The organism is Streptomyces sp. NPDC051180, assembly GCF_040689545.1.
Taxonomy (GTDB): Bacteria; Actinomycetota; Actinomycetes; order Streptomycetales; family Streptomycetaceae; genus Streptomyces.
Map to the genome: position 1 here is coordinate 225,987 of NZ_JBFBBC010000011.1, position 25,869 is coordinate 251,855.

Annotated in this window: 23 protein-coding genes; 9 read left to right on the forward strand and 14 right to left on the reverse strand. The window is 72.8% G+C overall.

Features of this window, described 5'->3' with window-relative positions:
• The first annotated feature begins 99 nt into the window (after nt 1-99).
• Complete coding sequence (locus AB0424_RS21335; protein ID WP_366307668.1) at nt 100-474, forward strand: F0F1 ATP synthase subunit epsilon; 375 nt, start codon at nt 100-102, stop codon at nt 472-474.
• 146 nt (nt 475-620) lie between these two features.
• Nucleotides 621-1,067, forward strand: coding sequence for a DUF2550 domain-containing protein (locus AB0424_RS21340; RefSeq protein WP_366307670.1), 447 nt, complete (start codon nt 621-623; stop codon nt 1,065-1,067).
• A 211-nt stretch (nt 1,068-1,278) separates the two neighbouring features.
• On the opposite strand, the gene AB0424_RS21345 is transcribed toward AB0424_RS21340, so the two are convergent.
• The 3 genes from AB0424_RS21345 to AB0424_RS21355 form a co-directional block, all read right to left on the reverse strand.
• Nucleotides 1,279-3,039: a glycoside hydrolase family 18 chitinase gene (locus tag AB0424_RS21345; RefSeq protein ID WP_366307745.1), complete on the reverse strand. Its 1,761-nt coding sequence runs from the start codon at nt 3,037-3,039 to the stop codon at nt 1,279-1,281.
• A gap of 210 nt (nt 3,040-3,249) precedes the next feature.
• Nucleotides 3,250-3,903, reverse strand: a complete 654-nt coding sequence (locus tag AB0424_RS21350; protein WP_366307671.1) for a response regulator transcription factor — start codon at nt 3,901-3,903, stop codon at nt 3,250-3,252.
• Nucleotides 3,900-5,078, reverse strand: coding sequence for a histidine kinase (locus AB0424_RS21355; RefSeq protein WP_366307673.1), 1,179 nt, complete (start codon nt 5,076-5,078; stop codon nt 3,900-3,902). Before AB0424_RS21355 ends, AB0424_RS21350 begins: the two co-directional genes overlap by 4 nt.
• A 161-nt stretch (nt 5,079-5,239) precedes the next feature.
• Here AB0424_RS21355 and AB0424_RS21360 point away from each other — a divergent pair, with 161 nt between their 5' ends.
• The gene (locus AB0424_RS21360; RefSeq protein ID WP_366307675.1) at nt 5,240-5,863 is read left to right on the forward strand and encodes a hypothetical protein; all 624 of its coding nucleotides are present in this window, start codon (nt 5,240-5,242) and stop codon (nt 5,861-5,863) included.
• Here AB0424_RS21360 and AB0424_RS21365 read toward each other — a convergent pair.
• The 3 genes from AB0424_RS21365 to AB0424_RS21375 are packed head-to-tail and all read right to left on the reverse strand — an operon-like array spanning nt 5,780 to nt 7,897.
• A complete protein-coding gene (locus tag AB0424_RS21365; protein ID WP_366307677.1) occupies nt 5,780-6,352 on the reverse strand; it encodes a cob(I)yrinic acid a,c-diamide adenosyltransferase in 573 nt (190 codons plus the stop codon). The genes AB0424_RS21360 and AB0424_RS21365 overlap by 84 nt on opposite strands.
• Nucleotides 6,353-6,365: 13 nt before the next feature.
• Entirely contained in the window at nt 6,366-7,115 is a 750-nt protein-coding gene (locus AB0424_RS21370; RefSeq protein WP_366307679.1) for an ABC transporter permease, read from the reverse strand.
• An 8-nt stretch (nt 7,116-7,123) separates the two neighbouring features.
• Complete coding sequence (locus AB0424_RS21375; protein WP_366307680.1) at nt 7,124-7,897, reverse strand: ATP-binding cassette domain-containing protein; 774 nt, start codon at nt 7,895-7,897, stop codon at nt 7,124-7,126.
• 98 nt (nt 7,898-7,995) lie between these two features.
• On the opposite strand from AB0424_RS21375, the gene AB0424_RS21380 reads away from it, so the two are divergent.
• From AB0424_RS21380 to AB0424_RS21395, 4 genes are all read left to right on the forward strand, one after another.
• A complete protein-coding gene (locus AB0424_RS21380) occupies nt 7,996-8,652 on the forward strand; it encodes a TetR/AcrR family transcriptional regulator (RefSeq protein WP_366307681.1) in 657 nt (218 codons plus the stop codon).
• 212 nt (nt 8,653-8,864) lie between these two features.
• Nucleotides 8,865-9,713, forward strand: coding sequence for a 3-hydroxyacyl-CoA dehydrogenase family protein (locus AB0424_RS21385; RefSeq protein WP_366307683.1), 849 nt, complete (start codon nt 8,865-8,867; stop codon nt 9,711-9,713).
• A gap of 126 nt (nt 9,714-9,839) precedes the next feature.
• Nucleotides 9,840-10,163: an STAS domain-containing protein gene (locus AB0424_RS21390; protein WP_030210572.1), complete on the forward strand. Its 324-nt coding sequence runs from the start codon at nt 9,840-9,842 to the stop codon at nt 10,161-10,163.
• A gap of 201 nt (nt 10,164-10,364) precedes the next feature.
• The gene (locus AB0424_RS21395) at nt 10,365-13,007 is read left to right on the forward strand and encodes an ATP-binding protein (protein ID WP_366307685.1); all 2,643 of its coding nucleotides are present in this window, start codon (nt 10,365-10,367) and stop codon (nt 13,005-13,007) included.
• A 94-nt stretch (nt 13,008-13,101) separates the two neighbouring features.
• On the opposite strand, the gene nucS is transcribed toward AB0424_RS21395, so the two are convergent.
• Entirely contained in the window at nt 13,102-13,773 is a 672-nt protein-coding gene (gene nucS / locus AB0424_RS21400) for an endonuclease NucS (RefSeq protein WP_366307687.1), read from the reverse strand.
• A gap of 271 nt (nt 13,774-14,044) precedes the next feature.
• Here nucS and AB0424_RS21405 point away from each other — a divergent pair, with 271 nt between their 5' ends.
• Entirely contained in the window at nt 14,045-14,437 is a 393-nt protein-coding gene (locus AB0424_RS21405) for an SCO5389 family protein (protein WP_366307689.1), read from the forward strand.
• Between the two features lie 91 nt (nt 14,438-14,528).
• Here the strand turns inward: AB0424_RS21405 and AB0424_RS21410 are convergent, their stop codons facing one another.
• Complete coding sequence (locus AB0424_RS21410; protein ID WP_366307690.1) at nt 14,529-15,563, reverse strand: LLM class flavin-dependent oxidoreductase; 1,035 nt, start codon at nt 15,561-15,563, stop codon at nt 14,529-14,531.
• Between the two features lie 196 nt (nt 15,564-15,759).
• On the opposite strand from AB0424_RS21410, the gene AB0424_RS21415 reads away from it, so the two are divergent.
• Nucleotides 15,760-16,086 (forward strand): ATP/GTP-binding protein, encoded by a 327-nt coding sequence (locus AB0424_RS21415; RefSeq protein ID WP_366307692.1) that lies wholly within the window; start codon nt 15,760-15,762, stop codon nt 16,084-16,086.
• A gap of 28 nt (nt 16,087-16,114) precedes the next feature.
• On the opposite strand, the gene AB0424_RS21420 is transcribed toward AB0424_RS21415, so the two are convergent.
• The 6 genes from AB0424_RS21420 to scy all read right to left on the reverse strand — a co-directional run bounded on the left by AB0424_RS21420 (nt 16,115) and on the right by scy (nt 25,709).
• Nucleotides 16,115-16,951, reverse strand: coding sequence for an ABC transporter permease (locus tag AB0424_RS21420; protein ID WP_366307694.1), 837 nt, complete (start codon nt 16,949-16,951; stop codon nt 16,115-16,117).
• A complete protein-coding gene (locus AB0424_RS21425; protein WP_366307696.1) occupies nt 16,948-18,120 on the reverse strand; it encodes an ATP-binding cassette domain-containing protein in 1,173 nt (390 codons plus the stop codon). Before AB0424_RS21425 ends, AB0424_RS21420 begins: the two co-directional genes overlap by 4 nt.
• A gap of 176 nt (nt 18,121-18,296) precedes the next feature.
• Complete coding sequence (locus tag AB0424_RS21430; RefSeq protein ID WP_366307698.1) at nt 18,297-19,076, reverse strand: ABC transporter permease; 780 nt, start codon at nt 19,074-19,076, stop codon at nt 18,297-18,299.
• Between the two features lie 3 nt (nt 19,077-19,079).
• Nucleotides 19,080-20,105: an ABC transporter ATP-binding protein gene (locus tag AB0424_RS21435; RefSeq protein ID WP_366307700.1), complete on the reverse strand. Its 1,026-nt coding sequence runs from the start codon at nt 20,103-20,105 to the stop codon at nt 19,080-19,082.
• 75 nt (nt 20,106-20,180) lie between these two features.
• On the reverse strand, nt 20,181-21,116 hold the full coding sequence (locus AB0424_RS21440; protein ID WP_366307701.1) for a cellulose-binding protein: 936 nt from the start codon (nt 21,114-21,116) through the stop codon (nt 20,181-20,183).
• A gap of 114 nt (nt 21,117-21,230) precedes the next feature.
• Nucleotides 21,231-25,709 carry a polarized growth protein Scy gene (scy, locus tag AB0424_RS21445; protein ID WP_366307703.1) on the reverse strand — a complete coding sequence of 1,493 codons (4,479 nt, stop codon included), beginning with the start codon at nt 25,707-25,709 and terminating at the stop codon, nt 21,231-21,233.
• Nucleotides 25,710-25,869: the final 160 nt, after the last annotated feature.

The following is a 25,869-nucleotide window of genomic DNA, read 5'->3' on the forward strand; positions in this document are numbered from 1 at the left end:
CCGAGGGGGGTGGGATCCGTCCCGCCCCCCTCACCACGCCCCTTAGAATTGACCCCAACACCCGGCACTACCGCCGGGTGGTGACCCGAGGAGCCACCCTTGGCTGCTGAGCTGCACGTCGAGCTGGTCGCCGCGGACCGGAGTGTCTGGTCCGGCGAGGCCACCCTGGTCATCGCGCGTACCACCTCCGGCGACATCGGCGTCATGCCCGGCCACCAGCCGCTGCTCGGTGTGCTGGAGTCGGGCCCGGTGACCATCCGTACCAGCGAGGGCGGGACCGTCGTCGCCGCCGTCCACGGCGGATTCATCTCGTTCGCCGACGACAAGCTGTCTCTGCTCGCGGAGATCTGCGAGCTGGCGGACGAGATCGACGCCCAGCGCGCCGAGCGCGCGCTGGAGCGGGCGAAGACGGACGAGGACGGCGCCGCCGAGCGCCGCGCCGAGGTCCGACTGCGCGCGGTGTCGGTCCGCTGACGGTACGCACCGACCAGTAGTGCCCTCAGCCGCGGCACGATCCGGAATTTTCCGGACCGTGCCGCGGCTGAGGCGATGCATATGCAGGTTGTATTCGGTTCTGCCGGCCGTGCCGGCTACGGGACGCAGCGAGGAGGTCGGTGAAGATGTTCCTCGCTCTGCTCCTGTGCGGCCTGGTCGTCGCACTGGTGGTGATCGGGCTCTTCGTCTTCGGCTTGCGCCGGAGACTGATCCAGCGTGCCGGCGGCACCTTCGACTGTTCGCTGCGCTGGGACGTGCCCGACGAGCCGGATCCGACCGGCAAGGGCTGGGTGTACGGCGTCGCGCGCTACAGCGGTGACGAGATCGCCTGGTTCCGCGTCTTCTCCTACGCTCCCCGCCCGCGCCGGGTGCTGGAGCGCTCCTCCATCGTGGCGCTGGAGCGCCGGATGCCGGAGGGCGAGGAGGAGCTCGCACTGCTCTCCGACGCGGTGATCCAGCCCTGCATGTACGAGGGGGTGCGGCTGGAGCTCGCGATGAGCGAGGACGCCCGCACCGGCTTCATGGCCTGGCTGGAGGCAGCACCTCCCGGCCAGCGGGTGAATGTGGCGTGATTTCCCTGCCCGCTGGATGGGGGTCCCCCCGGACGAAGTCTGGGGGAGGGTGAATGTGGCGTGATTTCCCTGCCCGCTGGATGGGGGTCCCCCCGGACGAAGTCTGGGGGAGGGTGAATGTGGCGTCATTTCCCTGCCCGCTGGACGAGAGCGGCAGGCGTGAGGAAGCGGGGGACGGTGTGCTGCACCGTCCCCCGCTTCGTCGTGCGTGCTAGTTCAGGCCGGTGTTGATGGCGCCGACGAGCTCGCCGTTGCCGGTGTCACCGCTGAACTCCCAGAAGAACGCGCCGCCGAGGCCCTGGTTCTTCGCCCAGCCCATCTTGGACGTGACCGTGGACGGGGTGTCGTAGCTCCACCAGTTGCTGCCGCACTTGGCGTACGCCGTGCCGGCGATCGTGCCGGTGGACGGGCAGGAGTTCTTCAGGACCTTGTAGTCCTCGATGCCCTGCTCGTACGTGCCCGGCGCGGGGCCGGTCGCCGTGCCGCCCGGGGTCGCCTGGGTGACGCCGGTCCAGCCGCGCCCGTAGAAGCCGATGCCGAGCAGCAGCTTCTTGGCCGGGACGCCCTGCGCCTTGAACTTGGCGATCGCGTCGGCGGAGTTGAAGCCCGCCTGCGGGATGCCGGCGTACGAGGTGAGCGGGGAGTGCGGGGCCGTCGGGCCCTGCGCCGCCCAGGCGCCGAAGAAGTCGTACGTCATGACGTTGAACCAGTTCATGTACTGCGCGGCGCCCGCGTAGTCGGTGGCGTCGATCTTGCCGCCGGCGGAGCCGTCGGCCGTGACGGCCGCGGTGACGAGGTAGTTGGCGCCGAACTTGGCGCGCATCGCCTGCATCATGTTCTTGAAGGCCGCGGGGCCGCTGGTGTCGCAGCTGAGGCCGCAGGCGTTGGGGTACTCCCAGTCCAGGTCGATGCCGTCGAAGACGTCGGCCCAGCGCGGGTCCTCGATCAGGTCGTAGCAGGACTGCGCGAAGGCGGTCGGGTTCTGCACGGCCTGGCCGAAGCCGCCGGACCAGGTCCAGCCGCCGAAGGACCAGAGGATCTTGATGTTCGGGTACGCCTTCTTCAGCTTGCGGAGCTGGTTGAAGTTGCCGCGCAGCGGCTGGTCCCAGGTGTCGGCGACGCCGTCGACGGACTGGTCGGCGGTGTACGCCTTGTCGTAGTCGGCGTAGGCGTCGCCGATGGTGCACTTGCCGCCCTGGACGTTGCCGAAGGCGTAGTTGATGTGCGTGATCTTGGACGCGGAGCCCGAGGTCACGATGTTCTTCACGTGGTAGTTGCGGCCGTAGACGCCCCAGTTGGTGAAGTAGCCCATCTTCACGGCGTTCGGCAGGGGCTGGCCCCCGCCGCCGCCGGTGGTGCGGACGGCGACCGGGCCGGCGGCGGGGCCGGTCTGGTCGGCGGTGTCGCGGGCGACGACCGTGTAGCTGTAGTCGGTGCCGGCGGTGAGGCCCTGGTCGGTGTGGGTGAGGCCGGTGACCGTGGCGATCTTGGTGCCGTCGCGCAGGACGTCGTAGTTCTTGACGCCCTTGTCGTCCGTGGCCGCGGACCAGCTGAGCTTCACCGAGGTGTCGGTGATGTCGGAGGAGGAGGGGGCACCGGGGGCCGAGGGCGGGTTGTCGCCGGGCTGGGTGGTGCCGTCGCAGGCGGCGCCGTTGATCTTACAGCCGCTCGGCGCGCCGGGGCCGGCGCCGTTGTAGCCGAAGGAGACGGAGGCGCCGGGGGCGAGGGTGCCGTTCCAGCCGACGTTCTTGGCGGTCCAGTGGGTGCCGGAGCTGGTGACGGTGGCGTCCCAGGCGGAGGTGACCGAGGTGCCGGCGGGGTAGTCCCACTCGACGGTCCAGGAGCTGATGGTCGTCGTGCCGGTGTTCTTGATGGTCCAGTTGGCGCCGAAGCCGGTGCCCCAGTCCTGGGTCTTGGTGTAGGTCGCCGTGGCCGAGGTGGCCGCTTCGGCGGGGCTGGCGAGGCCGACCATGGCGGCCAGCGGCAGGATCAGGGCGGTCAGACCGGCGGCGGCCCGGCGTCTGAACCCTGTTCTGCGCGTCGGTGCTTGAGTGCTCAACGGTGCTCCTCAAGTAGCGGACGGACAAGGTGGGGGTGGTCCGTGAAGATGCGCGCGCCCCGCGAGCGTAGGAAGGTCTGGACCAATCGTCAAGAGGTCCAGACCAACGTCGGCAATCTCGGACTAGACCCCCAACTCCTGTGCCAGCACCGCCGCTTGGACCCGACTCTTCAGGCTCAGCTTCCCCAGCACCTTGCTGACGTGCGTCTTCACCGTCGCCTCCGCCATGTCCAGCCGTACGGCGATCTCCGCGTTCGACAGCCCGCCGCCCAGCGCCGACAGCACCTCGCGCTCCCGGGGCGTCAGCGCCTCCAGCACGGCGGGATCCGTTCCCGAGGACGCGCGCGCCGGCCGCCCGGTCGCGGCGAACTCCGCGATGAGTCGCCGCGTCACCGCCGGGGCGATCGAGCCCTCGCCGCGCGCCACCGTCCGGACCGCCTCGATCAGCTCGCGCGCGTCCGCGTTCTTCAGCAGGAAGCCGGCCGCCCCCGCCCGCAGCGCCCCGAACACGTACGCGTCGAGGTCGAAGGTGGTCAGCACCAGGACGTCGGCCAGCCCCTCCGCGACGACGATCCCGGTCGCCGTCACGCCGTCCATCCGCGGCATCTGCACATCCATCAGGACCAGGTCCGGGCGGAGTTCGCGCGCCAGCTCGACGGCCCGCTCCCCGTCGGCCGCCTCGCCCACCACCTCGATGTCCGGGGCGCTGCCCAGGATGAGCACCAGCCCGGCCCGTACCGCGCTCTGGTCCTCGGCGACCACCACCCGCACCGTCATGCGTTCCCCGCCTCCTCGTCCGCGGGCAGTACCGCCCGCACCTGCCACACCGCGCCCGAGGCCGCCGCGCGGAAATCCCCGCCGAGCAGCTCCGTGCGCTCCCGCATGCCCACCAGTCCCGAGCCCGTGCCGGGCGCGGCCGGCCCCGTGCGCTCCCCGTACGGCGAGTCGACCGCGACCGTCAGCACCCCGCCGGCCAGGCCGATCCGCACCCTGACCGTACCGGGGGAGGCGTGCTTGACCGCGTTGGTCAGCGACTCCTGGACGATCCGGTACGCGGCCAGCTCCACCGGCGCCGGCAGGGCCCCGCCCGCCGGGCGGGTGTCCTCCAGGACGAAGTCCAGGCCGCCCGCCGCGCCGTTCGTCCGGGCGCGCGCGAGGAGGGTGTCCACGGCGTCGAGACTGGGCACGGCCCCCGGCTCCCGCTCACCGTCGCTGTCCCGGAGCAGTCCGATGAGCCGCCGCATCTCGGTGAGGCCCGCCACGCTGTTCTCCCGGATCACGGTGAGCGCCTGCCGGGTGGTGGCCGGCTCGTCGAGGGAGAGCGCGGCCGTGGAGTGGATCGCGATCGCCGAGAGGTGGTTCGCCACCATGTCGTGCAGCTCGCGCGCCATCCGGGCCCGCTCGGCCACCACCGCCTGGGCCCGGTCCATCTCGGCGAGCAGCGCGGTCTGCTCCGCGCGCAGCCGGGCCGCGTCCGCGGCGTTGCGGTGGTTGCGGACGACGGCGCCCGTCACGGCCGGCAGGAAGGAGATCATGCCGGTGAGCACCCCGACGAGGAGCGCGAAGGCGTTCTGCCACCAGATCAGCAGGACGACGGTGCACCCGACCGTGATCAGGCCGGTCGTGTACGGGATGCGGCGGGCCGAGGCGGGCTGCCCGTACACGACCGCCGCGTAGACCACGTCCGTGAACATCAGCACCGTGGCGAGGCTGCCGTTGGTGAACTGGTCGGCCACGATCGCCAGGGTGCCGGCCAGCAGCGCGGTCCGGGGGGCGGTCCGGCGCAGCACCTCGGCCCCCGACATCACCGTCAGCGGGACCAGCGTCGCCCACCGCTGATCGACGACGTGGTCCCCGGTCACGTACAGACCGAACCACCACAGGAGCAGGCCGCCGAAGAATCCCGAGGCGGCGATGAGCAGGTCGATGCGGTGGGGGCGGGGGAGCGTCACGTATCCATCCAACACGCCCCCGCGGGCGCGGACCTCCGCGTCGCGGCCGATCCGCGCGGGCGGCGCCCTCCGTCGAACGATGTAGGCGGAGTTCGTCATCGGCGACGACGATCCGGGCCCGGAGCCGGGAGACGCTGAGGGGGAGCCGAAAGGGGAACGCCGTGATCGTCACGCTGATCGTCGTCTGCGAGGCCGCCTTCTGGGTCCTGCTGGCCGCCGGCCTCGCCGCCCGCTACCTCCTGAAGATGCCCCGGACGGGCATGGCGCTCCTCCTGTGCGAGCCGCTCCTGGAGGTCCTGCTCCTCGTCGTCACCGCGATCGACCTCAAGAACGGGGCCGACCCCAGCTGGAAGCACGGCCTCGCCGCCGTCTACATCGGCTACACCGTCGGCCACGGCCACCGGACCGTGCGATGGCTCGACGGGCACGCCGCCCACCGCTTCGGCGGCGCGCCGGCGCCGGTCGGCCCGCCGCGCTACGGCCGGGCGCGCGCCCGGCACGAGGGCGAGATCTGGCTCGGCTCGGTCCTCGCCGCGGCCGTCGCCTCCGGTCTGCTGCTCCTCGCGCTCTGGTACGTCGGCGACGACGGGGACACCGGGTCGCTGCGGAGCTGGATCTTCTTCGCCTGGCGGGCGGTCGGCATCCACGGCCTGATCGCGCTCAGCTACGCGATCTGGCCGAAGAAGCCGCCGACCGGCGGGTCAGCGGTCCCCGCCCGGGACCCAGAGCACGTCCCCGACCTCCTTGTTCGCGGTGCGGGCAAGGATGAAGAGCAGGTCCGATAGGCGGTTGAGGTAGGTGGCGGTCAGGGCGTTCATCGTCTCGCCGTGCACCTCCAGGGCCGCCCAGGTGGAGCGCTCGGCCCGCCGGACCACCGTGCACGCCTGGTGCAGCAGGGCCGCGCCGGGCGTGCCGCCGGGCAGGATGAAGGAGCGCAGCTTCTCCAGCTCCTCCAGGAAGCGGTCGCAGTCCGCCTCCAGCTTGTCGACGTACCCCTGCTCGACCCGCAGCGGCGGGTACTTCGGGTCCTCCACCACCGGGGTGCACAGGTCGGCGCCGACGTCGAACAGGTCGTTCTGGACGCGGACGAGGACCTTCACGACCTCCTCGTCGAGCCGCCCGAGGGCGATGGCGGTGCCGATGGCGGCGTTGGCCTCGTTGGCGTCGGCGTACGCCGAGATCCGCAGGTCCGTCTTGGCGGTCCTGCTCATGTCGCCGAGGGCCGTCGTGCCCTGGTCGCCGGTACGGGTGTAGATGCGCGTCAGATTGACCATGGGACCAGCCTAGTTACGCACCGGCGCTCCGGAACGTCCGTGTGCCGACCGTCACGGCCAGCGCCGTCGTCCCGAGGGCGACGAGGACGCCGTACAGCATGGCCGGGGTCGTGTAGTGGCCGATGTACGCCTCTCGCACCGCGTCCACCAGATAGCGGAACGGCACGAGGCGCGAGAGCACGTCCAGCCAGCCGGGCGCGAGGGTCATCGGCAGCATCAGGCCCGACAGCAGCATCGCGGGCATGGCGAGCGTGTTGACCGCCGGGCCGAACTCCTGCGGGCTGGGGAGCCTCAGGGCCAGGGTGTACGAGAGGGCCGCGAGCGCCGCGGAGAGCAGGGCGACGAAGCCGAAGCCGACGAGGACGCCGGCCACCGGTGCCCGCAGGCCCATCGGGATCGCCGCCAGGACCAGCAGCACTGCCTGGAAGACGAAGAGCGCCGCGTCGCGCAGGATCCGCCCGAGGAGCAGGCCGAGCCGGCTCACCGGGGTGACCCGCAGCCGGTCGAACACTCCCCAGCCCTTCTCCATGATGAGCGAGAAGCCGGCGAACGAGGCTCCGAAGAGACCGAGTTGGAGCAGCAGGCCGGGGACGAGGATCTGCCAGGAGTCGCCCTCGCGGCCCAGCGGCAGCCCGGTCAGCAGCGGCCCGAAGAGCAGCAGGTAGAGCAGCGGCATCAGGACGCCGAAGAAGATCTGGAAGGGGGAGCGCAGGGTCTGGCGGGCGTACCGGCCGAAGACGAGCGCGGTGTCGTGGAGGAGCATGCGGGGTCCTAGACGGCTACGGGGGCGGAATCGACGGGGGCCGGGCCGCGCCCGGTGACGGCGAGGAACGCCTCCTGGAGGGTGGCCACGCCGTGCGCGGCCTTGAGCGCGGAGGGGCTGCCCTCGGCGACGACCGTGCCGCGATCGACGATCACGAGCCGGTCGGCCAGGGCGTCGGCCTCGTCGAGGTAGTGGGTGGTGAGCACGACGGTCGTGCCGTCCGTGTCGCGCAGCCGCCGGACCAGGGCCCAGAGGTCGGCGCGGCCGGCGGGGTCGAGGCCGGTCGTCGGCTCGTCGAGGAAGAGGAGCTCCGGCCGGTGGGTGAGGCCCATCGCGAGGTCGACCCGGCGGCGCTGGCCGCCGGAGAGGGCCGGGGTCCGGCGGTCGAGGAGTTCGGTCAGACCGAGGTCGGCGGCGAGTTCCTCGGCGCGCGCCGCCGCGCGCGCCCGGGTCATGCCGTAGAGCCGGCCCTGGGTGACGAGTTCGGAGCGGACGGTCTCCTGGGGGTCGAGGCCGCCGGACTGGGCGACGTATCCGATGCGGCGGCGCACGGCGGCCGGCTCCGCGACGAGGTCGTGGCCGGCGACGGTGGCGACGCCCCCGGTGGGGGCGAGGAGCGTGGTGAGCATCCGCAGGGTGGTGGTCTTGCCGGCGCCGTTGGGGCCGAGGAGGCCCACGATCTCGCCGGGACCGACGGTGAGGTCGATGCCGCGGACGGCGTCGACGGGGCCGTTCCCGCCGGTGAAGGTCCGGGCGAGCCCGGCCGTGCTGATGAGTGGCATGACGACCACGAAAACAGAGTCGCTTAAATTTTGCAATGCCACCAAAAATTCAGTGGCTCTCAAATTTCAGCGAGCCTAGGATTGCCTAGGATGGGGTCATGGCCGAGGGACTCAGGGAACGCAAGAAGCGCGAGACGAAGCAGCGGATCTCGGACATCGCGACGGGGCTCTTCCTGGAGCGCGGCTTCGTGGCCGTCACCGTCGCCGACGTCGCCGAGGCGGCGGACGTCTCCGTGAACACCGTCTACAACTACTTCCCCGCCAAGGAGGACCTCTTCCTCGACCGGATGGACGGGGTCACCCAGCGACTCGCCCGGATGATCCGCGGCCGCGACCGGGGCGAGTCGGCCGCCCGGGCCGTCCTGCGCGAACTGCGCCAGGACATCGGGGCGGTGTCACCCGCCTACGGACTCATGGACGGCTTCGACGCCTTCATGAACGTCATCGAACACGCGCCCACCCTCAAGGCCCGGCTCTTCCACGTCCAGCAGAGCGTCCAGGACGCCGTCGTCACCACCCTGCGCGAGGAGACCGGCGCCCCCGACGACGACCCCCTGCCCCTCCTCGTCGGCGGCCAGCTCGCCTGGATCGAGAGCACCGTCGTCGGCTACATCACCCGCGAGATGACCGCGGGACGCAAGGCGACCACCGTCTCCCGCGAGGCCCTCGTCCTCCTCGACGAGATCGAGGACCTGCTCGGCGACCGGGTCCTCGGCTACGCGGTGCGCCAGGAGCGGCACCGGCCGGCCGGGTGAGGGGCCGGGCCCGTCCGCCCGCGGGGGAGTGCCGGAGATCCATACCCCCCGGCGGTATCGCCTCACCGAATGGGGGTGCGGAAGGGGTGTCGTGAGTGTGACGTCCGTCAAAGCGGGCGTGACGCGCGTTACTTCACGGTCACATGGCGCCCCGCGACCGCTAATCTCCGCCGGAGAGCCAGAAGTGAACAGGTGTTAAGGGGTGGAAGATCGTGGCCAGGAAGCTCGCCGTCATCGGGGCCGGACTCATGGGTTCCGGCATCGCGCAGGTCTCGGCACAGGCGGGCTGGGACGTCGTCCTGCGTGACGTCACCGACGCCGCCCTGACCCGCGGCACCGACGGCATCAAGGCGTCGTACGACCGGTTCGTCGCCAAGGGCAAGCTGGACGCCGCCGACGCCGAGGCCGCCCTCGGCCGGATCACCGCCACCACCGAGCTGGAGGCCGTCGCCGACGCCGACATCGTCGTCGAAGCGGTCTTCGAGAACCTCGACGTCAAGCACGAGATCTTCCGCTCGCTCGACAAGGTCGCCAAGGACGGCGCCGTCCTCGCCTCCAACACCTCCGCGATCCCGATCACCAAGATCGCCGCGGTGACCGAGCGCCCCGAGGCCGTCGTCGGCACCCACTTCTTCTCGCCCGTGCCGATGATGCAGCTCTGCGAGCTCGTCCGCGGCTACAAGACGAGCGACGCGACCCTCGCCACCGCACGGGAGTTCGCCGAGTCCGTCGGCAAGACCTGCATCGTCGTCAACCGCGACGTCGCCGGCTTCGTCACCACCCGGCTCATCGCCGCCCTCGTCGTCGAGGCGGCCAAGCTCCACGAGTCGGGCGTCGCCAGCGCCGAGGACATCGACATCGCCTGCAAGCTCGGCTTCGGCCACGCCATGGGCCCGCTCACCACCGCCGACCTCACCGGCATCGACATCCTGGTGAACGCGGCCAACAACATCTACACGGAGTCCCAGGACGAGAAGTTCGCGCCCCCGGAGCTGATGCGCCGGATGGTGGACGCGGGTGACATCGGCCGCAAGAGCGGGCAGGGCTTCTACAAGTACTGAGCCGGCACTGCCACCCCGCGTCACCCCGGGGGGTGAATTCCGGTACCGGTTCGCTGACAAGGCGCAACGCTTCTGCCGACGCGGCAGTCAGTTGTTGCGAAGACGGAGCACTCTCGGGGAGCGCATATGCACATCAGGGGCGACCATGTCGAGCTGGTCGTCGGGGGCCGCCTCGACGTCCGCAGCGCGGCGGACGCCCGTACGGTCCTGCACTCGGCCGTCGACGACGGCGTCGGCGACCTGGTGCTCGACCTGACCGGCCTCGACTCCTGGGACGCGACCGGGCTCGGCGTCATCATGGGCGCCCACCGGCGGGCCGGACGCTGCGGCCGGCGTCTGGTCCTGCGCGGGGTGCCGCCCCAGATGCAGCGGCTCCTCGTCGCGACCCGGCTGCACCGGATCCTCGCCATCGAGGGCGGTCTCGCCCTGGAGTCGCTGCCCCGGGTCTGAGCCCCCCCGGGGGCCCGCGCGGACTGTGAAGCAGCTGTGTGAACCAGGCGTCACGCTCAATCCTCACAAGACCGTGACGTCTTGGTCTCCGAAGCACCCCGGCTGTTCCCGAGCGCCTGACCACGGTCTAGGGTTCGGTCGCCTGCACATTGACGGACCCATCCGGCGGGCACCGGACACCGCTTCTTGGGGGCTTGCACCATGGACCCGAACAACCGTGGGTCGGAGGAGTACGGGCACGACACCGAGGGTGACGAGACCCGCCAGGGGCGCGGCGTGCCCGCCCCCGCGCCGGCGCCCGTGCGTGCCCGCGTCGTCGAGATCGTCTCCGGCGACCTGCTCCTCACCGTCAACCCCGTCGACGGCAGCGAGATCGAACCCTGCCCCCCGGGGCGGGAACCCGCGGCCCCCCGCCCCCGCACCGCCGAGGAGCGCGCCGAGACCGCCCGCGCCGCCGCCCCGCCCGTGCCGGCCGGCCCCGCCGCCCCCGAGCTGCCCCTCCTCGAACGCCAGGACCAGCGCGACCAGCTCACCGGGATCCTCAGCCGCGGGCGCACCGCCCGGCTGACCGGCCCCGCCGGTTCGGGCCGCACCGCCCTCCTCGACGCCGTCGCCGCCGACTGCGCCGACCTCGCGCCCGACGGCGTGGTCCGACTCTCCGGCCACCACCGGACCCCCGCCGAACTCCTCCACGAGCTCTTCACCGCCGTCCGGTACGCCCCCGAGCAGCGGCCCGACCGCGAGACGCTCCTGGAGCTGCTCGGCGACATCGGCGCCGTGGTCGTCGTCGACGACCTGGAGTTCGGCGGCGCCGCCCTCGACGAGCTGCTCGCCGCCGCCCCCGAGTGCGCCTTCCTCCTCGCCGCGGGACCCGACACCCCCGCCCCGTCCGCCGACGCCCACATCGAGGAGCTCCACCTCGCCGGCCTCGGCCGCGGCGCCGCCCTCAAGCTCCTGGAGAGCGCCGCCGGCCGCACCCTCACCGACGACGAGGCCAACTGGGCCGGCGACCTGTGGTTCGAGTCCGAGGGGCTGCCCCTGCGCTTCGTCCAGGCCGGCGCCCTGCTGCGGCAGCGCGACCGGCTGCGCGTCACCCCCGCCGAGTTCGACGCCTTCGGTGCCCTCGAAGAGGCATTCGGACCCACCGACCCCGACGCGGCCGCGGCCGTCGCCGCCGCGGCCTTCGACGGCATCGACGACCCCGACGTCGAACTCCGCGACATACCGCTGCCCAGCCTCGGCGAAGGGGCCGCCCCCGCCGCCCTCCTCGCCTCCCGCCTCAGCCGCTCCGCCCAGGACACCCTGCGCTTCGCCGTCGCCCTCGGCGGCGAACTGCCGCACCAGGCCCACCTGCCGGCCCTCGTCGGCGACACCCACGCCGACGCCGCCCTCGGCGAGCTCGTCGCCTGCGGCCTGCTCTCCCCGGTCGGCCCCCGCTACCGGCTCGCCACCGGCGTCCTCACCCAGCTGCTCGCCCACGGATACGAGCACGGGGCCGCCGACCGCGCCCACACCGTCGCCCAGCACTACGCCTGGTGGGCCGCCCACCCCTCCGTCACCCCCGACCGGGCCGCCGCGGAGTCCGACGCCGTGCTCGCCGCCCTGACCGCCCTCCTCTCCGGCACCGGAGGCACGGCGAGCACCGGCGGCAACGCCAAGGCCGACGGCTCCGGCGCCCCGGACGAGGCCGACCACCGGGCCACCGCCGTCCTCCTCGCCCGCGCCGCCGCCCCCGCCTTCGCCGCCGGGCTGCACTGGGGCGCCTGGGAGCGTGCCCTGCGCGCCGGGCAGGAGTCCGCCCGGCTGGCCGGGGACGTCGCCGAAGAGGCGTACTTCCACCACGAACTCGGCGTCCTCGCGGTCTGCGCCGGCAACCTGGAGCGGGCCCGCGCCGAGCTCGAAGCCTCCATCGGCCTGCGCGGCGTGCTCGCCGACAAGCGCGGCACCGTCGCCGGACGCCGGGCCCTCGCCCTCGTCGCCGACCTCTCCGGGGACCACGGCGCCCCCGCCGCGCTCCGCGCCGAGGAGCCCGTCTCCCCGCCGCGCGGGACCCCGGCCCTGCGCGGCCCGGCCACCCGCCCCGCCCTCACCGGCACGGCGGGCGCCGCCGCCGCCGTCACCGCCCCGCTGCCCGGCGGGCCCGCGAAGACGACGGCACCGGCCCCGATCCCCGCGTTCCCCGACTTCGCCGACGAGGGCCCGACCCTCATCACCCGCCCCGACGGGGCACAAGACGACCGTCGCACCGGTCTCAAGGGCGGCATCCTCGGCGGCGCCCGCCGCAACCTCGTCGCGGTCGGAGCCGGCGCCCTGCTCGTCGCGGTCCTCGGCACCGTCGTCACCCTCGGAGCCACCTCGGGCAACGGCGAGACCCCGGCCACCGACCGCGTCACCTCCGACAGCACCGCGAGCGAGGACGGCGGGGACGACGAGATCGACGGCGAGGAGCCGCCGGCCGACGACGAGGGGGAGACGGGCGAACCCACCACCTCCGGCTCCCCGACCCCCTCCGGCTCCGGCACCGCCTCCCCGTCCGGCTCGACGAGCCCGGGCACGTCCGGCAGCGCGTCCCCGTCGTCCTCGGGCAGCTCGGCCCCCACCACCCCTCCCGGGGTGACGACCGCGCCGCCCACCAGGCCGAGCACCACCGTCCGCCCGCCGCGCCCGACGACCACGTCCCCGCGGCCCACGACGAGCGCGCCGACCGACCCGCCCACCACGACCGAGCCCCCCACCACGCCGCCGCCGACGACGACCACTCCGCCGCCGGCCACGGGGGAGACCACGACCCTCGGCGCGACCTCCGCGTCCGAGACCCCCGCGGCCTCCGACACCCCCGCCTGACCCCGTACCGGAGCCCCGCCGGGGTGACGGAGACGACGAACGGCCCCGGGCGCGTCCCTCGCGCCCGGGGCCGTCCCCGTACCTCCGCCGTCCTCTAGAACAGCCGCAGCTTGTCGTCCTCGATGCCGCGCAGCGCGTCGTAGTCGAGGACGACGCAGCCGATGCCGCGGTCCGTCGCCAGCACCTTCGCCTGCGGCTTGATCTCCTGCGCCGCGAAGACGCCCTTGACCGGCGCGAGGTGCGGGTCGCGGTTGAGTAGCTCCAGGTAGCGGGTCAGCTGCTCGACGCCGTCGATCTCGCCGCGCCGCTTGATCTCGACCGCGACCGTGGCGCCGTCGGAGTCCCGGCACAGGATGTCCACCGGGCCGATCGCCGTCGGGTACTCGCGGCGGATCAGGGTGTACCCCTCGCCGAGGGTCTCGATGCGGTCGGCGAGGAGCTCCTGGAGGTGGGCCTCCACGCCGTCCTTGATCAGGCCAGGGTCGACACCCAGTTCGTGTGAGGAATCGTGGAGGATCTCCTCCATCGTGATGATCAGTTTCTCGCCCGCTTTGTTGACGACGGTCCAGACGCCGGTGTCGCCGTCGGCACCCTCCTTCAGGGTGCACGGCGGGGACATCCAGTTGAGCGGTTTGTACGCCCGGTCGTCCGCGTGGATCGAGACGCTGCCGTCTGCCTTGACCAGGATCAGACGGGGTGCGGAGGGCAGGTGGGCCGTGAGCCGGCCCGCGTAGTCCACGGAGCAACGGGCAATGACGAGACGCATGGTCGGCAACGCTACAAGACGGGCGCTCTTCCGCGCGATTCGGGCATCGCCCCGTCCCGCGCCGACCGGCACGCGGGACCGGCCCGGGCATGGTCATGAGCCGAACACCCGTCGGTTATCAGCCGGTTGTGTGCTCCATCTTCTGGTGCGGCCAGGACTGCGCGCTTACCGTGGAAGCTGGAGGTCGTCGTCCGTGCACGCTCCGTGTCGGAGGGCCGGCCTCCGTCCCTGGCCGCAAGACCCCGTCCGCGGGGTCGCGAGAGGAGAACCCATGTCGCTCGACGTCTCACCGGCACTGTTGGAACAGGCCGAGCGAGGCGAGGTCGACGAAGCCGACTTCGTCGACTGCGTCCGGACCTCCCTGCCCTACGCATGGGAGATGATCAGTTCCCTGGTGGCCCAGCTGAAGGTCGACGGCGGAGAGTTCGCCGACAACCAGACGCCGCCGCCCACCGAGCAGGCGCGTGGCCAGCTGCTGCGCGCGCTCGCAAGCGACGCCATCCGGGGCGCGCTCCAGAGGCACTTCGGGGTGCGCCTCGCCTTCCAGAACTGCCACCGGGTGGCGGTCTTCCCGCTGGACCCGGCGGTGGACGAGCGGCTCGCCCGCTTCACTTCCGTCCGGGGGCAGCTTCTCAACCAGTCGCCGGAGCTCCGCGACTGCTGAGTCACGGTGCTGCCGCTCCACGTCGACAACGATCGCGACCGATGCGCGCCGACGCTCATCGCCGCGAGGGGGCGCGGGAGCGGCGGCACGCTCACACCAGGAGCGGCAGGACCTCCGCGCCGAGCCTGCGCACGTTCTCCTCGGTCGCCGCGAGGTCGCCCGAGCCCTCGGCGAGCAGGGCGAAGCGCGTGATGCCCGTCCGCTCCGAGGTCGCCGCGAGCCGGTCCGCCGCGAGCCGCGGCGTGCCCACCGGGTGCAGCGAGCAGAGCAGCTCCGTGTACGCCACCGGGTCCCGCATCGCTCGGTGCCGGCCGTCCACCGTCACATGGGCGTCGAGCCCCTGTTTCAGCCACCCCGGCATCGCCTTCACGAGCGCCTCCGCCGCGTCCGGCCCGCGGTCCGCGAGCTGGGCGACCCCCGCCGAGACGTGGCCCGCCCCGATCCGCGCGATCTCGTCCGGGTCGCGCCCGGCCTCCCGCGCGCAACGGGCCCACGCCGCGACCATCTCGGCCTTGTCGTCGTCGCCGCTGTGCATCCCCAGCAGCATCGGGAGGCCGCGCTCGGCGGCGAGCCGCACGCTCTTCGGCGAGGTGCAGGCCACCACGACCTCGGGCGCGGCCGGGCCGTCGATCAGCTCGTCCGGGCGCGGCACCACCGGCACCTCGCGGAAGGAGAAGCGCTCGCTCCGGGCGCCCACACTGGGCTCGGAGAGCCAGCGCAGCAGCAGGTCGAGCGCGTCCGGGAAGCCCCGCTCGTACGCGTCGAGGCCCGCCCCGAACACCTCCAGGTCGACCCAGGGACCGCCCCGGCCCACCCCCAGGGTGAACCGGCCGCCCGAGGTCAGGTGCAGCAGCGCCGCCTGCTCGCCGAGGGCGACCGGATGGACGCTCGGCAGCACGCTCACCGCCGTGCCCACCCGCAGCCGGCGGGTGCGGCCGAGGAGCAGCGCGGCCAGTGTCACGGCCGAGGGGCACACCCCGTACGGCACGAAATGGTGCTCGGCCAGCCAGACGGAGTCGAGCCCCGCCTCCTCGGCGACCTCGGCGGTCCGCACCGCACGGTGCAGCGCCTCTCCCTGTCCCTGGCCCGGGAACTGGGCGGCCAGGACGAACGTACCCACGCGCATCGCTTCTGCCTCCTTGCGGCCGACGCGTATCTCCCCTCGCACAGGCACCAACGTCTGACACGTGCCAAAGGCAACGGCCGTTCATGAAGTTCTTGCGATTTTCCGCTAAGCCGCCCCGGACGGGGCCGGGGGCACCGTGTCGCGGCCCGTACGCTGGAGGGAACGGTCCGTGTTCCCAGACCCCCGTGAGGTGCCCGTGTCCCCGCGTCACAACCGTTCCCGAGGCGGCGAGAAGCCCGAGTCGCAGGGCGACCACGGCGACCGGTACGGTGGCGCCCATCGCACCGAGACGTGGCAGGGCGAGGAGTGGTACGTCCGCCTCGTCGCCGGAGCGAGCTCGCCGGGCAAGCGCTACCGCTGCCCCGGCTGCGACCAGGAGATCCCGGCCGGCGCCCCGCACGTGGTCGCGTGGCCGGAGTACGGCGGGGTCGACGACCGCCGTCACTGGCACAAGGCGTGCTGGAACGCGAAGGACCGCCGCACCAGCAGGGTGCAGCGGTCCAGGAACGCGCCGAAGTATTAGCCGAAGTACGAGCGGGAGCACCCGCCGGCTACACGTCCCGGCTGTTCAGCAGCGCGAACGCGCCGCCCAGCGCCACCACCGTGACGCCGCCCAGGATCAGCAGCGGCTCCCAGCCCGCCGGGCCCTCGTTCCCGAAGGGCGGCCGGCTGCTGTAGAGCGCGATCATCTGCGAGGGGATGGCGTACGTGAAGAGCCACTCCTGCACCGACCTGAGCGCCTGCGAGAACATGAAGAGCGCCGCCACCAGCGGCAGCAGCAGCAGACCGATCATCACCGTGATCGCGCCCGCCGAGTGCCGGATCAGCGTCCCCACCGCGAGCGACAGCAGACCGAGCAGCGCCAGGTAGGCACCGGCGCCGACGGTCGCCCGCAGCCACTCGGACGCCTCCGGCGCCGAAGCCGTGTCGACGATGGCGACCTGCGAGACCGCCACCAGCGTCGCGAAGACCGTGGTCACGGTGAAGACCAGCAGGAAGAAGACGATCGCCTTCGCCAGCAGCACCCGGCCGCGGCTCGGGCAGGCCGTCAGGGTCGTGCGGATCATGCCGGTGCCGTACTCGGACGCGATCGTCAGCACGCCGAGCGTGATCACGCAGATCGACGCGGGCAGCATGCCGAAGAAGCCGAAGCCGAGCGCGGACTCGTCGCCCATCGGCGCCTCGGAGGACGCGGCGATCGCCGCCACCCCCAGACCGATGGCCAGCATGAGCAGGATCATCACGCCCAGCGTCCACATCGTCGACCGCACCGAGCGGATCTTCGTCCACTCGGAGGCGAGCGCGTCACCGAGGTGGGCCCGGCGGACCGGGATGGGGGAGACGTACGCGTACGGCGCCGGAGCGGTGTGGTGGGCGGGGGCGGTCATCGGGCGTCCTTGGTGGTGTCGCTCGGCGGCGGGGTCATCGGCTGGGGGGCGGCCACGGCCGGCGGGACGGCCGGCGGCGGGGCGAAGGGACCCGGCACGGGGGCCTGCGGCGCCCCGGCGTACGGGTTCTGCCCGGGCGGCGGCGGGGCGTACCAGCCCTGCTGCGGCACGTCCTGGACCACCGGCTGCGGCGGCATGCCGTACCCCTGCTGACCCGGGTGCGGGGCCGGCTGGAGGTGGGCGAGCCGGTCGTCGGTCGAGCGGTAGTCCACGGCGCCCTGCGTCAGCCGCATGTACGCCTCCTCCAGGGACGCCTGGTGCGGGGACAGCTCCCAGAGCCGTACGTCCGCGTCGTGCGCCAGGTCGCTGATCCGCGGCAGGGGCAGCCCCGTCACCCGCAGCGCCCCGTCCGGCTCCGACATCACCTGGCCGCCGGCCTCCGTCAGGACCGACGTCAGCTTCTCGCGCTGCGCCGGCTCGGTCTGCGGCGTCCGCAGCCGGGCGAAGTCGGCGGAGTTCGCCGAGATGAAGTCGGTGACGCTCATGTCGGCGAGCAGCTGCCCCCGGCCGATCACGATGAGGTGGTCCGCCGTCAGCGCCATCTCGCTCATGAGGTGGCTGGAGACGAAGACGGTCCGGCCCTCGGCGGCCAGCTTCTTCATCAGGTTGCGGACCCAGAGGATGCCCTCGGGGTCCAGGCCGTTCACCGGCTCGTCGAAGAGCAGCACCTGCGGGTCGCCGAGCAGCGCCGCCGCGATGCCGAGACGCTGGCCCATGCCGAGCGAGAACCCCTTGGAGCGGCGCTTGGCCACGTCCTGGAGGCCGACGACCCCGAGGACCTCGTCGACCCGCTGCGCCGGGATGCCGGCGAGCTGGGCGAGCGAGAGCAGGTGGCTCCGCGCGCTCCGGCCGCCGTGCACGGCCTTGGCGTCGAGCAGGGCGCCGACCTGGCGGGGCGCGTTCGGCAGCTGCCGGAACGGGTGCCCGCCGATCGTCACATGCCCGGAGGTGGGCTGGTCGAGCCCGAGGATCATGCGCATCGTCGTCGACTTGCCCGACCCGTTGGGCCCCAGGAACCCGGTGACGACACCGGGCCTCACCTGGAAGGAAAGGTTGTACACGGCCGTCTTGGCGCCGTAGCGCTTCGTCAGGCCGACTGCCTCGATCATTCTCCAGCCCCATCGACAGGTCGGTCGCATCCATGTCGGGGCGTGGCGGCCGTCGGCCGGAGCCCCCCGTATGAGCTAGGAGCTTATCCAGCCATTGACGGTTCCGGCGACGGGGAAAGGAACGACCGGGAAACCTCGGGGGGATTCCCTGGTCGTCCCCTACGGGGTGCGGGGGGCTACGCGTCCCGCTTCTTCAGCACCAGGTAGCCGCCGAGCAGCGAGGCCGCCACCCAGAGCACCATGATCCCGAGCCCGCCCCACGGGCCGTACGGGGCCTTCTCCGAGTTCATCGCGTCGGGGATGACCCGCATGATCTTCGAGCCGGCCTGGTCCGGGAAGTACTGGGCCACCTCCTTGGCCTTCGGCACCGCCGAGAGGATGTTGGAGACCAGCAGGAGGAAGGGCACCAGGATGCCGAGCGACAGCATCGACGAGCGCAGCATCGTCGCCACACCCATCGAGAACACGGCGATCAGGCCCATGTAGAGCCCCGCGCCGAACACCGCCCGGAGCACGTTGTCGTCGCCGATCGAGGCGCTGTGGTCGCCGAGCAGGGCCTGCGCCAGGAAGAAGGTGAGGAAGCTCGTCGCGAGCCCCACCAGGAGGGCGAGCCCGCCCGCCACCGCGATCTTCGAGAAGAGGAAGCTCGCCCGCTGCGGCACGGCCGCCAGCGAGGTGCGGATCATGCCCGACGAGTACTCGGTCCCCACCACCAGGACACCGAAGACCACCATCGCCAGCTGGCCGAGGACCATCCCGGAGAAGCTGACCAGGGTCGGGTCGAAGGTGACCCGCTCGGCTTCGTTCAGATCGCCGAAGGTGGAGTTCACCAGGGCGCTCAGTCCGGCGCCCATCGCCACCGTGACGAGGAAGGCGCTCGCCAGCGTCCAGACGGTCGACGAGACCGTCCGGATCTTGGTCCACTCGGACTGCAGGACCGCGGATGCCGCTGCCATCGTTCAGGCTCCCTCGGAGGTCGAGTCGTAGGTGGCGTCAGGGGTGGCGTCACGGGCCGGATCGGGGTCCGCCCCGGCGGCCGCGCCCCATCGGGGGCCGGTCCCCGACGAGCCGTGCACGTCGGTCCCGTGCGCGTGGTACTCCACCGCGCCGGCGGTCATCTGCATGAACGCCTCTTCCAGCGAGGCGCGCTGGGCGCTGAGTTCGTGCAGGACGAGGCCGTTCTCGGCGGCCAGTTCGCCCAGCTTCTCGGTGGTCGCCCCGTCCACTTCGAGGGTGCCGTTGCCGGCCTCGACCGCGACGAGGCCGTTGGCGTGGATGACGTCCCGCAGTCGCTCCTGCTGCGGGGAACGCAGCCGCACGAAACTCCGGGAATTCTGCTGGATGAAATCGGCCATCGACGTGTCCGCCAGGAGCTTTCCCTGCCCGATCACGATGAGATGATCGGCCGTCAGCGCCATTTCACTCATCAGATGACTGGAAACGAAGATCGTCCGGCCTTCGGCGGCCAGCGCCTTCATCAGATTGCGGATCCAGTGAATTCCCTCGGGGTCCAGACCATTGACGGGTTCGTCGAACATCAGGATCTCGGGATCGCCGAGCAACGCCGAGGCGATGCCCAGCCGCTGGCCCATGCCGAGGGAGAAACCCTTCGACTTCTTCTTCGCGACCGGCGTCAGACCCACCAGCCCGAGCACCTCGTCCACCCGCGCGCGCGGGATCCGGTTGGACTGCGCCAGGCAGAGCAGGTTGTTGTACGCCGAGCGGCCCCCGTGCATCGCCTTGGCGTCGAGCAGCGCCCCGATGTACTTCAGCGGCTCCGCCAGCTCCCGGTAGTGCTTGCCGTCGATCCTGACCGTCCCGCTCGTCGGGTTGTCCAGGTCGATCATCATCCGCATCGTCGTCGACTTGCCCGCCCCGTTCGGCCCGAGGAAGCCGGTGACCATGCCCGGCCGGACCTGGAAGGAGAGGTGGTCGACCGCTGTCTTCGTCCCGTACCGTTTCGTCAGGCCCTCAAGCTCGATCATGCGTCCCAACCTACGGGCGCGCAAAACCCCCCGCCACCGGAATGACAGGGGGTTTCGCGATGTGCCGCCCGTTCGTTACCGGGACTGCTGGGCCGGGACGCCGGCCGCCCGCTCGTCGTCGATCGGGGAGCCCGCCGCCGCCACCGCGGCACCGGTCAGCGTCGCCAGCATCTCGCGGACGTTGGTCAGCTGGGCGTTGATCGAGTCGCGGCGGTTCGTCAGCGCCGCGAGCTCGCGCTCCGACTCCGAACGGATCCGGTCCGCCTTGGCGTTCGCGTCGGCCACGATGTCCTCGGCCTGGCGCTGCGCGGTCTCCACCGTCTGGCGGGCGCGGCGCTCGGCGTCCGTGCGGAGCTTCTCAGCCTCCAGGCGGAGCTGCTCGGCGCGGTGCTCGATCTCCGCGAGGCGCTTCTCGGCCTTCGCCTGACGGGAGGCCAGGTCCCGCTCCGACTGCTCGCGGCGCTTGGCCAGGTTGGTCTCGAAGTCCGCGGCGGCCTGGGCGGCCTTGGCGCGGGTCTCCTCGAAGAGCGCGTCGGCCTCCTCGCGCTTCGACTGCGCGTCCTTCTGCGCCTCGGCACGGAGCGAGTTGGCCTCGCCCTGCGCCTTCTCGACGATCCGGACGCCCTCGTCCTCGGCCTTCGACTTCCGCTCGGCCGCGAACGACTCCGCGTCGTTGCGCACCTGCTGGGCGGCCGACTCGGCGAGCTCGCGGTGCTGCTCGGCGGCGCGACGGGCCTCCTCGCGCAGGTCCTTCGCCTCCTCCTCGGCGAGCCGGAGGATCTTCTCGACCCGGGCGCCGAGACCCGCGTACGACGGCTCGGCGTCGGTGACCTGGGCCTGCGCGTTTTGCGTCTCGAGGTGGAGCTCCTCGATGCGCTTCTCGAGAGACGTGATTCTGGACAGGGCACTGTCGCGGTCGGACACGAGCTTGGTAATGCGGTCGTCCACCTGACCGCGGTCGTAACCGCGCCGCACGAGCTCGAAGCCGAAGGGGGAGGATGTGTCGCTCATGGGTTTCCTGTCGAATGAGACCGGTGAGGTGTTAGAGGGAATCCTAGGGGCCTAAGCGGCGTGTCATCGAGCGTATGCCCGTTTGATCTGGAGAATGTCCAGCCTTTTGAGTGGCTAGCCGTCCTGGGTCTTGCCACTCGAACGAGTGGTTCCCGCCGACGCGCCCGCCTTGACGCCCGCTCCCCCCGCGGACTTCGCTCCCGCCGTCGGTGTCTCGAAAGACTCCAACGCCTCCAGTACGTCCTGGACACGGGAGATCTCGGCATTGATGTCCTTGCGGCGGCGCACCAGCACCTCCAGCTCGCGCTGACCCTCGGCGACGGTCTCCTCGGCCTCGGCCGCCGCCTCCGCCCGGAGCCGCTCGGCCTCCGCCTTGATGCCCTCGGCCTCGGCGACGAGCGACGCCTTCTTCTGCTCGGCCTCCTTCAGGAGGGCCTCGGCCTTGCGCACCGCGGCGATCCGGACCTTGCTCGCCTCGGAACTCGCCTCGGAGACCAGCTCCTTGGCCTTCTCCTCCGCCTCGGCGCGCTGCTCGGTCGCGGCCGTCACCAGCTTGTCGACGCGCTCGCCGGCCGTCCGCATCTGCTCGGCCGTCTCGCGCCGCGCCCGCTCGTGCAGCTCCTCGATCTCGCCCTCGACCCGGCCGCGCAGCTCCTCGGCCCGGTCCCTTATGGCCGTCGCGTCGCTGCGCGCGCCGACGAGCAGCTCGTCCGCGTCCGTCCGGGCCTTCTCCACCAGCGAGTTGCCCTCGACGGTCGCCTCGGCGACGATCCGCTCGGCCTCCTTGCGGGCCGCGCCGACCATCGTGTCCGCCTGCGACTCGGCCTCCGTGGTGGCGCGCAGCGCCTCCTCCTGGGCCTTGGCGACCAGCTGGTCGGCCTGCTCGGCCGCGTCCGAACGCTTCCTCGCGCCCGCCTCCCGCGCCTCGTCGAGCGTCCGGTCCGCCTCCTGACGGGCCTCCGAGCGCATCTGCTCGGCCGCCGCCTCGGCGTCGTCCTTGATCCGCGCCGACTCGGCGCGGATCCGCTCGTCGTCCTGCTGCGCGGCGGCCAGCGTCGCGGCCGCCAGGGCCTCGGCCTCCGCCTTGGCCCGCTCGCCCTCGGCGACGGTCAGCGCGGCCTGCTCGGCGGCACCCGCCGCGACCCGCTCGGCGTCCGCCCGGGCGTCCGCCGTGACCGCGTCCGACAGCTCGCCCGCCTCGCGGGTGAGCCGCTCGGCCTCCGACGACGCCTCGGCGATCAGCGCGTCGGCCTGCTCGGCGGCGTCGGCGCGGCGCTTGTCGGCGGCCGCACGTGCCTCGTCGAGGACCTGCTCGCCGTCGGCCAGTGCGGCGTTCCGCAGGGCCTGGGCGTGCGCCTCGCCGTCGATCTTGACCTGTTCGGCCTCGGTGCGCAGGCGCCGGGCTTCCTCTTCGGTGGTCTCCATGAGCTCGACCGCCTCGGCGGTGAGCCGTTCGGCCTCGGAGGTCGCCTGGGTGACGAGGGCGTCGGCCTGCTCGGCGGCGTCGGCGCGGCGCTTGTCGGCGGCCGCACGTGCCTCGTCGAGGACCTGCTCGCCGTCGGCGATCGCGGCGGCCCGCAGCGCCTCCGCGTGCGCCTCGCCGTCGGCCTTGACCTGTTCGGCCTCGGTGCGCAGGCGCCGGGCTTCCTCTTCGGTGGTCTCCATGAGCTCGACCGCCTCGGCGGTGAGCCGTTCGGCCTCGGAGGTCGCCCGGGTGACGAGGGCGTCGGCCTGCTCGGCGGCGTCGGCGCGGCGCTTGTCGGCGGCCGCACGTGCCTCGTCGAGGACCAGGGACGCCTCGGCGCCGATCCGCTCCGCCTCCGTACGCGCGTCGCCGACCACGGTCTCGGCGCGCTCGGCGGCCTCCGAGCGGATCCGGTTCGCGTCGTCCCGGGCGTCGGCCCGGGTGCGGGCCGCGTCCTGCTCGGCCGAGGCGAGCGAATCCGTCACCTCGGTCCGTACCCGCTGCGCGTACTCGGCGGTGTCCGCCCGCAGCTTCTCGGCCTCGGCGATCGCGTCCGTGACGGTCCGCTCGGCCAGCGCCTGCGCGGCCTCGGTCTCCTCCTGGGAGCGCGTCCGGATGCGGGCCGCGTCCTCGGACGCCCGCTCCCGCTCCTCGTAGGCGTCGGAGCGGACCCGGTCCGCCTCCTCCTGCGCCTCGGTACGGGTGCGCTCGGCCGCGTGCTCCGCGGCGGAGCGCAGCCCGGCGATCTCCTCGTCGGCCTGCTCGCGCAGCCCGGACACCGAGTCCCGGACCTCCTGGGCGGTCTGCTCGGCCGCCGCGACCATCTCGGTCGCGCGGGTGTCCGCCTCCTCGACCAGGCGCTGCGCCTCGGTCTGCGCCTCCTCGACCCGCTTGCGGGCGGCGGCCAGCAGCTCCTCCGACTGCTCGCGGGCGTGCTCGCGCTCCCGGCCGGCCTCGGAACGGGCCGACGCGAGGGTCTCCTCGGCCTCCCGGCGACGCCGGTTGGCCTCCTCCTGGGCGGCGGCCAGCGCCTCGGCGGCCTCGGCGGCGACGCGCTCGGCGGCGGCCGCGGCCTCGGCGCGCACCCGGTCGGCCGTCTCCTGCGCCTCCGACTTCAGCCGCTCGGCCTCGTCGGCGGCCTCCTTGCGGAGCCGTACCGAAGCGTTCTCGGCCTCGGTCCGCGTGGTGGAGGCGTCCGAGGCGGCCTCGGCGCGCAGCCGCTCGGCCTCCTGCTCCGCCTGCTCCTGGAGCGTACGGATGCGTTCGGCGGCCTCGGTCCGCAGCCGCTCCGTCTCGTCGGCGGCCTCGCGCCGCATCAGCTCGCTCTCGGCGCGGGCGTCGGTCAGCTCCTCGCCCGCCGCCGCGACCTTGGCCTCGGCCTCGGTGTGCAGCCGGGTCAGCTCCTCGGCGGCCTCCGCCCGGCGGGCCTCCGCTGCCCGCTCGGCGTCCGCGCGGAGCCCGGCGGCGGCCTCCTCGGCCGCGCCCTTCACCGACTCGGCCTGCTCCTCGGCCTCGGCGCGCAGCCGTTCGGCCTCGGCGCGGGTGCGCTCCAGGGTCTCCTCGGCCTGGGCGCGGAGCGTCTGGGCGCGCTCCATGGCCTCGGACTTGACCCGCTCGCCCTCGGCGCCGGCCTTGGTGCGCAGCTCCTCGGCGTCCGTACGGGCCTTGGTGAGCAGCTCCTCGGCGGTCCTGGCCGCCTCCTCGATCTGCTGGAGGGCCTCGCGCCGGGCCTCGCCGCGGATCCGCTCGCCCTCGTCGATGGCCTCGGCGCGCAGCTGCTCGGCCTCGCCGCGCAGCCGGCGGGCCTCCTCCTGGAGCTCGACGGTCTTGGCGCGGTACTCCTTGGTGTCGTCCTTGGCCGAGCCGAGCAGCTCGTCCGCGCGCTCCTCGGCCTGGGCGCGCAGCCGGTCCGTCTCGGCCTCGGCCTCGCGGCGGATGCGCTCGGCCTCCTCGGACGCCTTGCGGGTGGTCTCGCGGGCGTCCTCGGACGCCTTGGTGAGCATCTCCTCGGCGTTGCGCGCGGCCTTGGCGAGGGCGGCGGCCGAGTCCTCGGCGGCGGCGGTACGGGCCTTGTCGGACGCCTCGGTGACGAGCTTCTCCGCCTGGGCGGTCGCCTCCCGGAGCTTCTCCTCGGCCTCGGCCTTGAGCGTCTCGGCGTCCTTGGTGGCCTCGCCGACGAGGCGGGCGATCTCGGCCTTGGCGGTGCGGGTGCGCTGCTCGTTGACCGACTCGGCGGAGGCGAGCTGTCGGGCGGCCGCCTCCTTGGCCTCGGTGAGGGCCTTCTCGGCCTCGGCGCGGGCCAGCCGGAGCTTCTCCTCGGCCTCCTGCATGCGCTGCTCGGCGGCGCGGGAGAGCTCGGTGGCCTGGCGGCGGGCCTGGTCGGTCTCGGCGGTGGTCGTCGAGCGGAGCTGCTCGGCGTGGCTGGTGGCCTCCTGCGCCTGGCTGGAGGCGGCGGTGAGGAGCCGCTCGGCGTCCTTGCGGGCGCGCAGCAGGATCGCCTCGGCCTCGGCGCGGGCTGCCTCGGCCTCGGTGCCGACCCGGCGGCTGGTCTCCTCGGCGAGCCGGGTGGCCTCGGCACGGGCGGCGGCGAGCGACTGCTCGGCCTCCGCGCGCGACTCCTCCATCAGGCGGCGGGCCTGGGACTCCGTACGGGCGCGCAGCTGCTCGGCCCAGGCGACGTTCTCGTTGACGTGCGCCTCGACGGTCTGCCGGCGCTCGCTGAGCTCCTGGTCCAGCTGCTGGCGCCGCTGGACGGCCTCGTTGTGCAGCTCGGCCTGGAGCCGGGACTGGTGCTCGGCGTGCTCCTGGAGGATGCGCTGGGTCTGCGCGCGTGCCTCGCGCAGCTCCCGCTCGGCGTCCTGGCGGAGCTGCTCCGCCTGCGCCTGCGCGTTCCGCAGCAGCTGCTCGGCCTGGTAGCCGATGTCCGCGCTGTCGTAGGCGGGCCGGGACGCGATGGTGCGGCGCGCCTCGTGGAGCTTGGCACGCAAGACCTCGACCTGGTATCCGAGGTCCTCGGCGTGCTGGACGGCCTTCTCGCGCTCGGTCTTCAGCCGGTCCATCTCGGCTTCGAACCTGGCGAGATGGTCGTCTTCAGCTCGGTGGCTCTCCTGGCGTTCGTAGCCCCGCACTGCGCGGTCCCATCCTTCCCCGAGCTCTTCGAGCAGGGGAGACCCCAACCCTGGTCGCAACTCCGACGAGCACCGCCCTCACGGACGAGGACGGACCCCCGGGGAATCGTGGCAGATCGGATGATTCTGACATCCCGACTTCGGTGCCACGCGGAGCAGC

What these genes read in the sequence shown, in the direction of transcription:
- AB0424_RS21405 (WP_366307689.1), top strand. Translation starts at nt 14,045, where the DNA reads ATGTCGCTCGACGTCTCACCGGCACTGTTGGAACAGGCCGAGCGAGGC.
- AB0424_RS21345 (WP_366307745.1), bottom strand. Translation starts at nt 3,039, where the DNA reads ATGGTCGGCCTCGCCAGCCCCGCCGAAGCGGCCACCTCGGCCACGGCG.
- AB0424_RS21375 (WP_366307680.1), bottom strand. Translation starts at nt 7,897, where the DNA reads ATGCCACTCATCAGCACGGCCGGGCTCGCCCGGACCTTCACCGGCGGG.
- AB0424_RS21410 (WP_366307690.1), bottom strand. Translation starts at nt 15,563, where the DNA reads ATGCGCGTGGGTACGTTCGTCCTGGCCGCCCAGTTCCCGGGCCAGGGA.
- AB0424_RS21365 (WP_366307677.1), bottom strand. Translation starts at nt 6,352, where the DNA reads ATGGTCAATCTGACGCGCATCTACACCCGTACCGGCGACCAGGGCACG.
- AB0424_RS21340 (WP_366307670.1), top strand. Translation starts at nt 621, where the DNA reads ATGTTCCTCGCTCTGCTCCTGTGCGGCCTGGTCGTCGCACTGGTGGTG.
- AB0424_RS21420 (WP_366307694.1), bottom strand. Translation starts at nt 16,951, where the DNA reads ATGACCGCCCCCGCCCACCACACCGCTCCGGCGCCGTACGCGTACGTC.
- nucS (WP_366307687.1), bottom strand. Translation starts at nt 13,773, where the DNA reads ATGCGTCTCGTCATTGCCCGTTGCTCCGTGGACTACGCGGGCCGGCTC.
- AB0424_RS21395 (WP_366307685.1), top strand. Translation starts at nt 10,365, where the DNA reads ATGGACCCGAACAACCGTGGGTCGGAGGAGTACGGGCACGACACCGAG.
- AB0424_RS21370 (WP_366307679.1), bottom strand. Translation starts at nt 7,115, where the DNA reads ATGCTCCTCCACGACACCGCGCTCGTCTTCGGCCGGTACGCCCGCCAG.
- AB0424_RS21440 (WP_366307701.1), bottom strand. Translation starts at nt 21,116, where the DNA reads ATGAGCGACACATCCTCCCCCTTCGGCTTCGAGCTCGTGCGGCGCGGT.
- AB0424_RS21390 (WP_030210572.1), top strand. Translation starts at nt 9,840, where the DNA reads ATGCACATCAGGGGCGACCATGTCGAGCTGGTCGTCGGGGGCCGCCTC.
- AB0424_RS21430 (WP_366307698.1), bottom strand. Translation starts at nt 19,076, where the DNA reads ATGGCAGCGGCATCCGCGGTCCTGCAGTCCGAGTGGACCAAGATCCGG.
- AB0424_RS21435 (WP_366307700.1), bottom strand. Translation starts at nt 20,105, where the DNA reads ATGATCGAGCTTGAGGGCCTGACGAAACGGTACGGGACGAAGACAGCG.
- AB0424_RS21380 (WP_366307681.1), top strand. Translation starts at nt 7,996, where the DNA reads ATGGCCGAGGGACTCAGGGAACGCAAGAAGCGCGAGACGAAGCAGCGG.
- AB0424_RS21350 (WP_366307671.1), bottom strand. Translation starts at nt 3,903, where the DNA reads ATGACGGTGCGGGTGGTGGTCGCCGAGGACCAGAGCGCGGTACGGGCC.
- AB0424_RS21425 (WP_366307696.1), bottom strand. Translation starts at nt 18,120, where the DNA reads ATGATCGAGGCAGTCGGCCTGACGAAGCGCTACGGCGCCAAGACGGCC.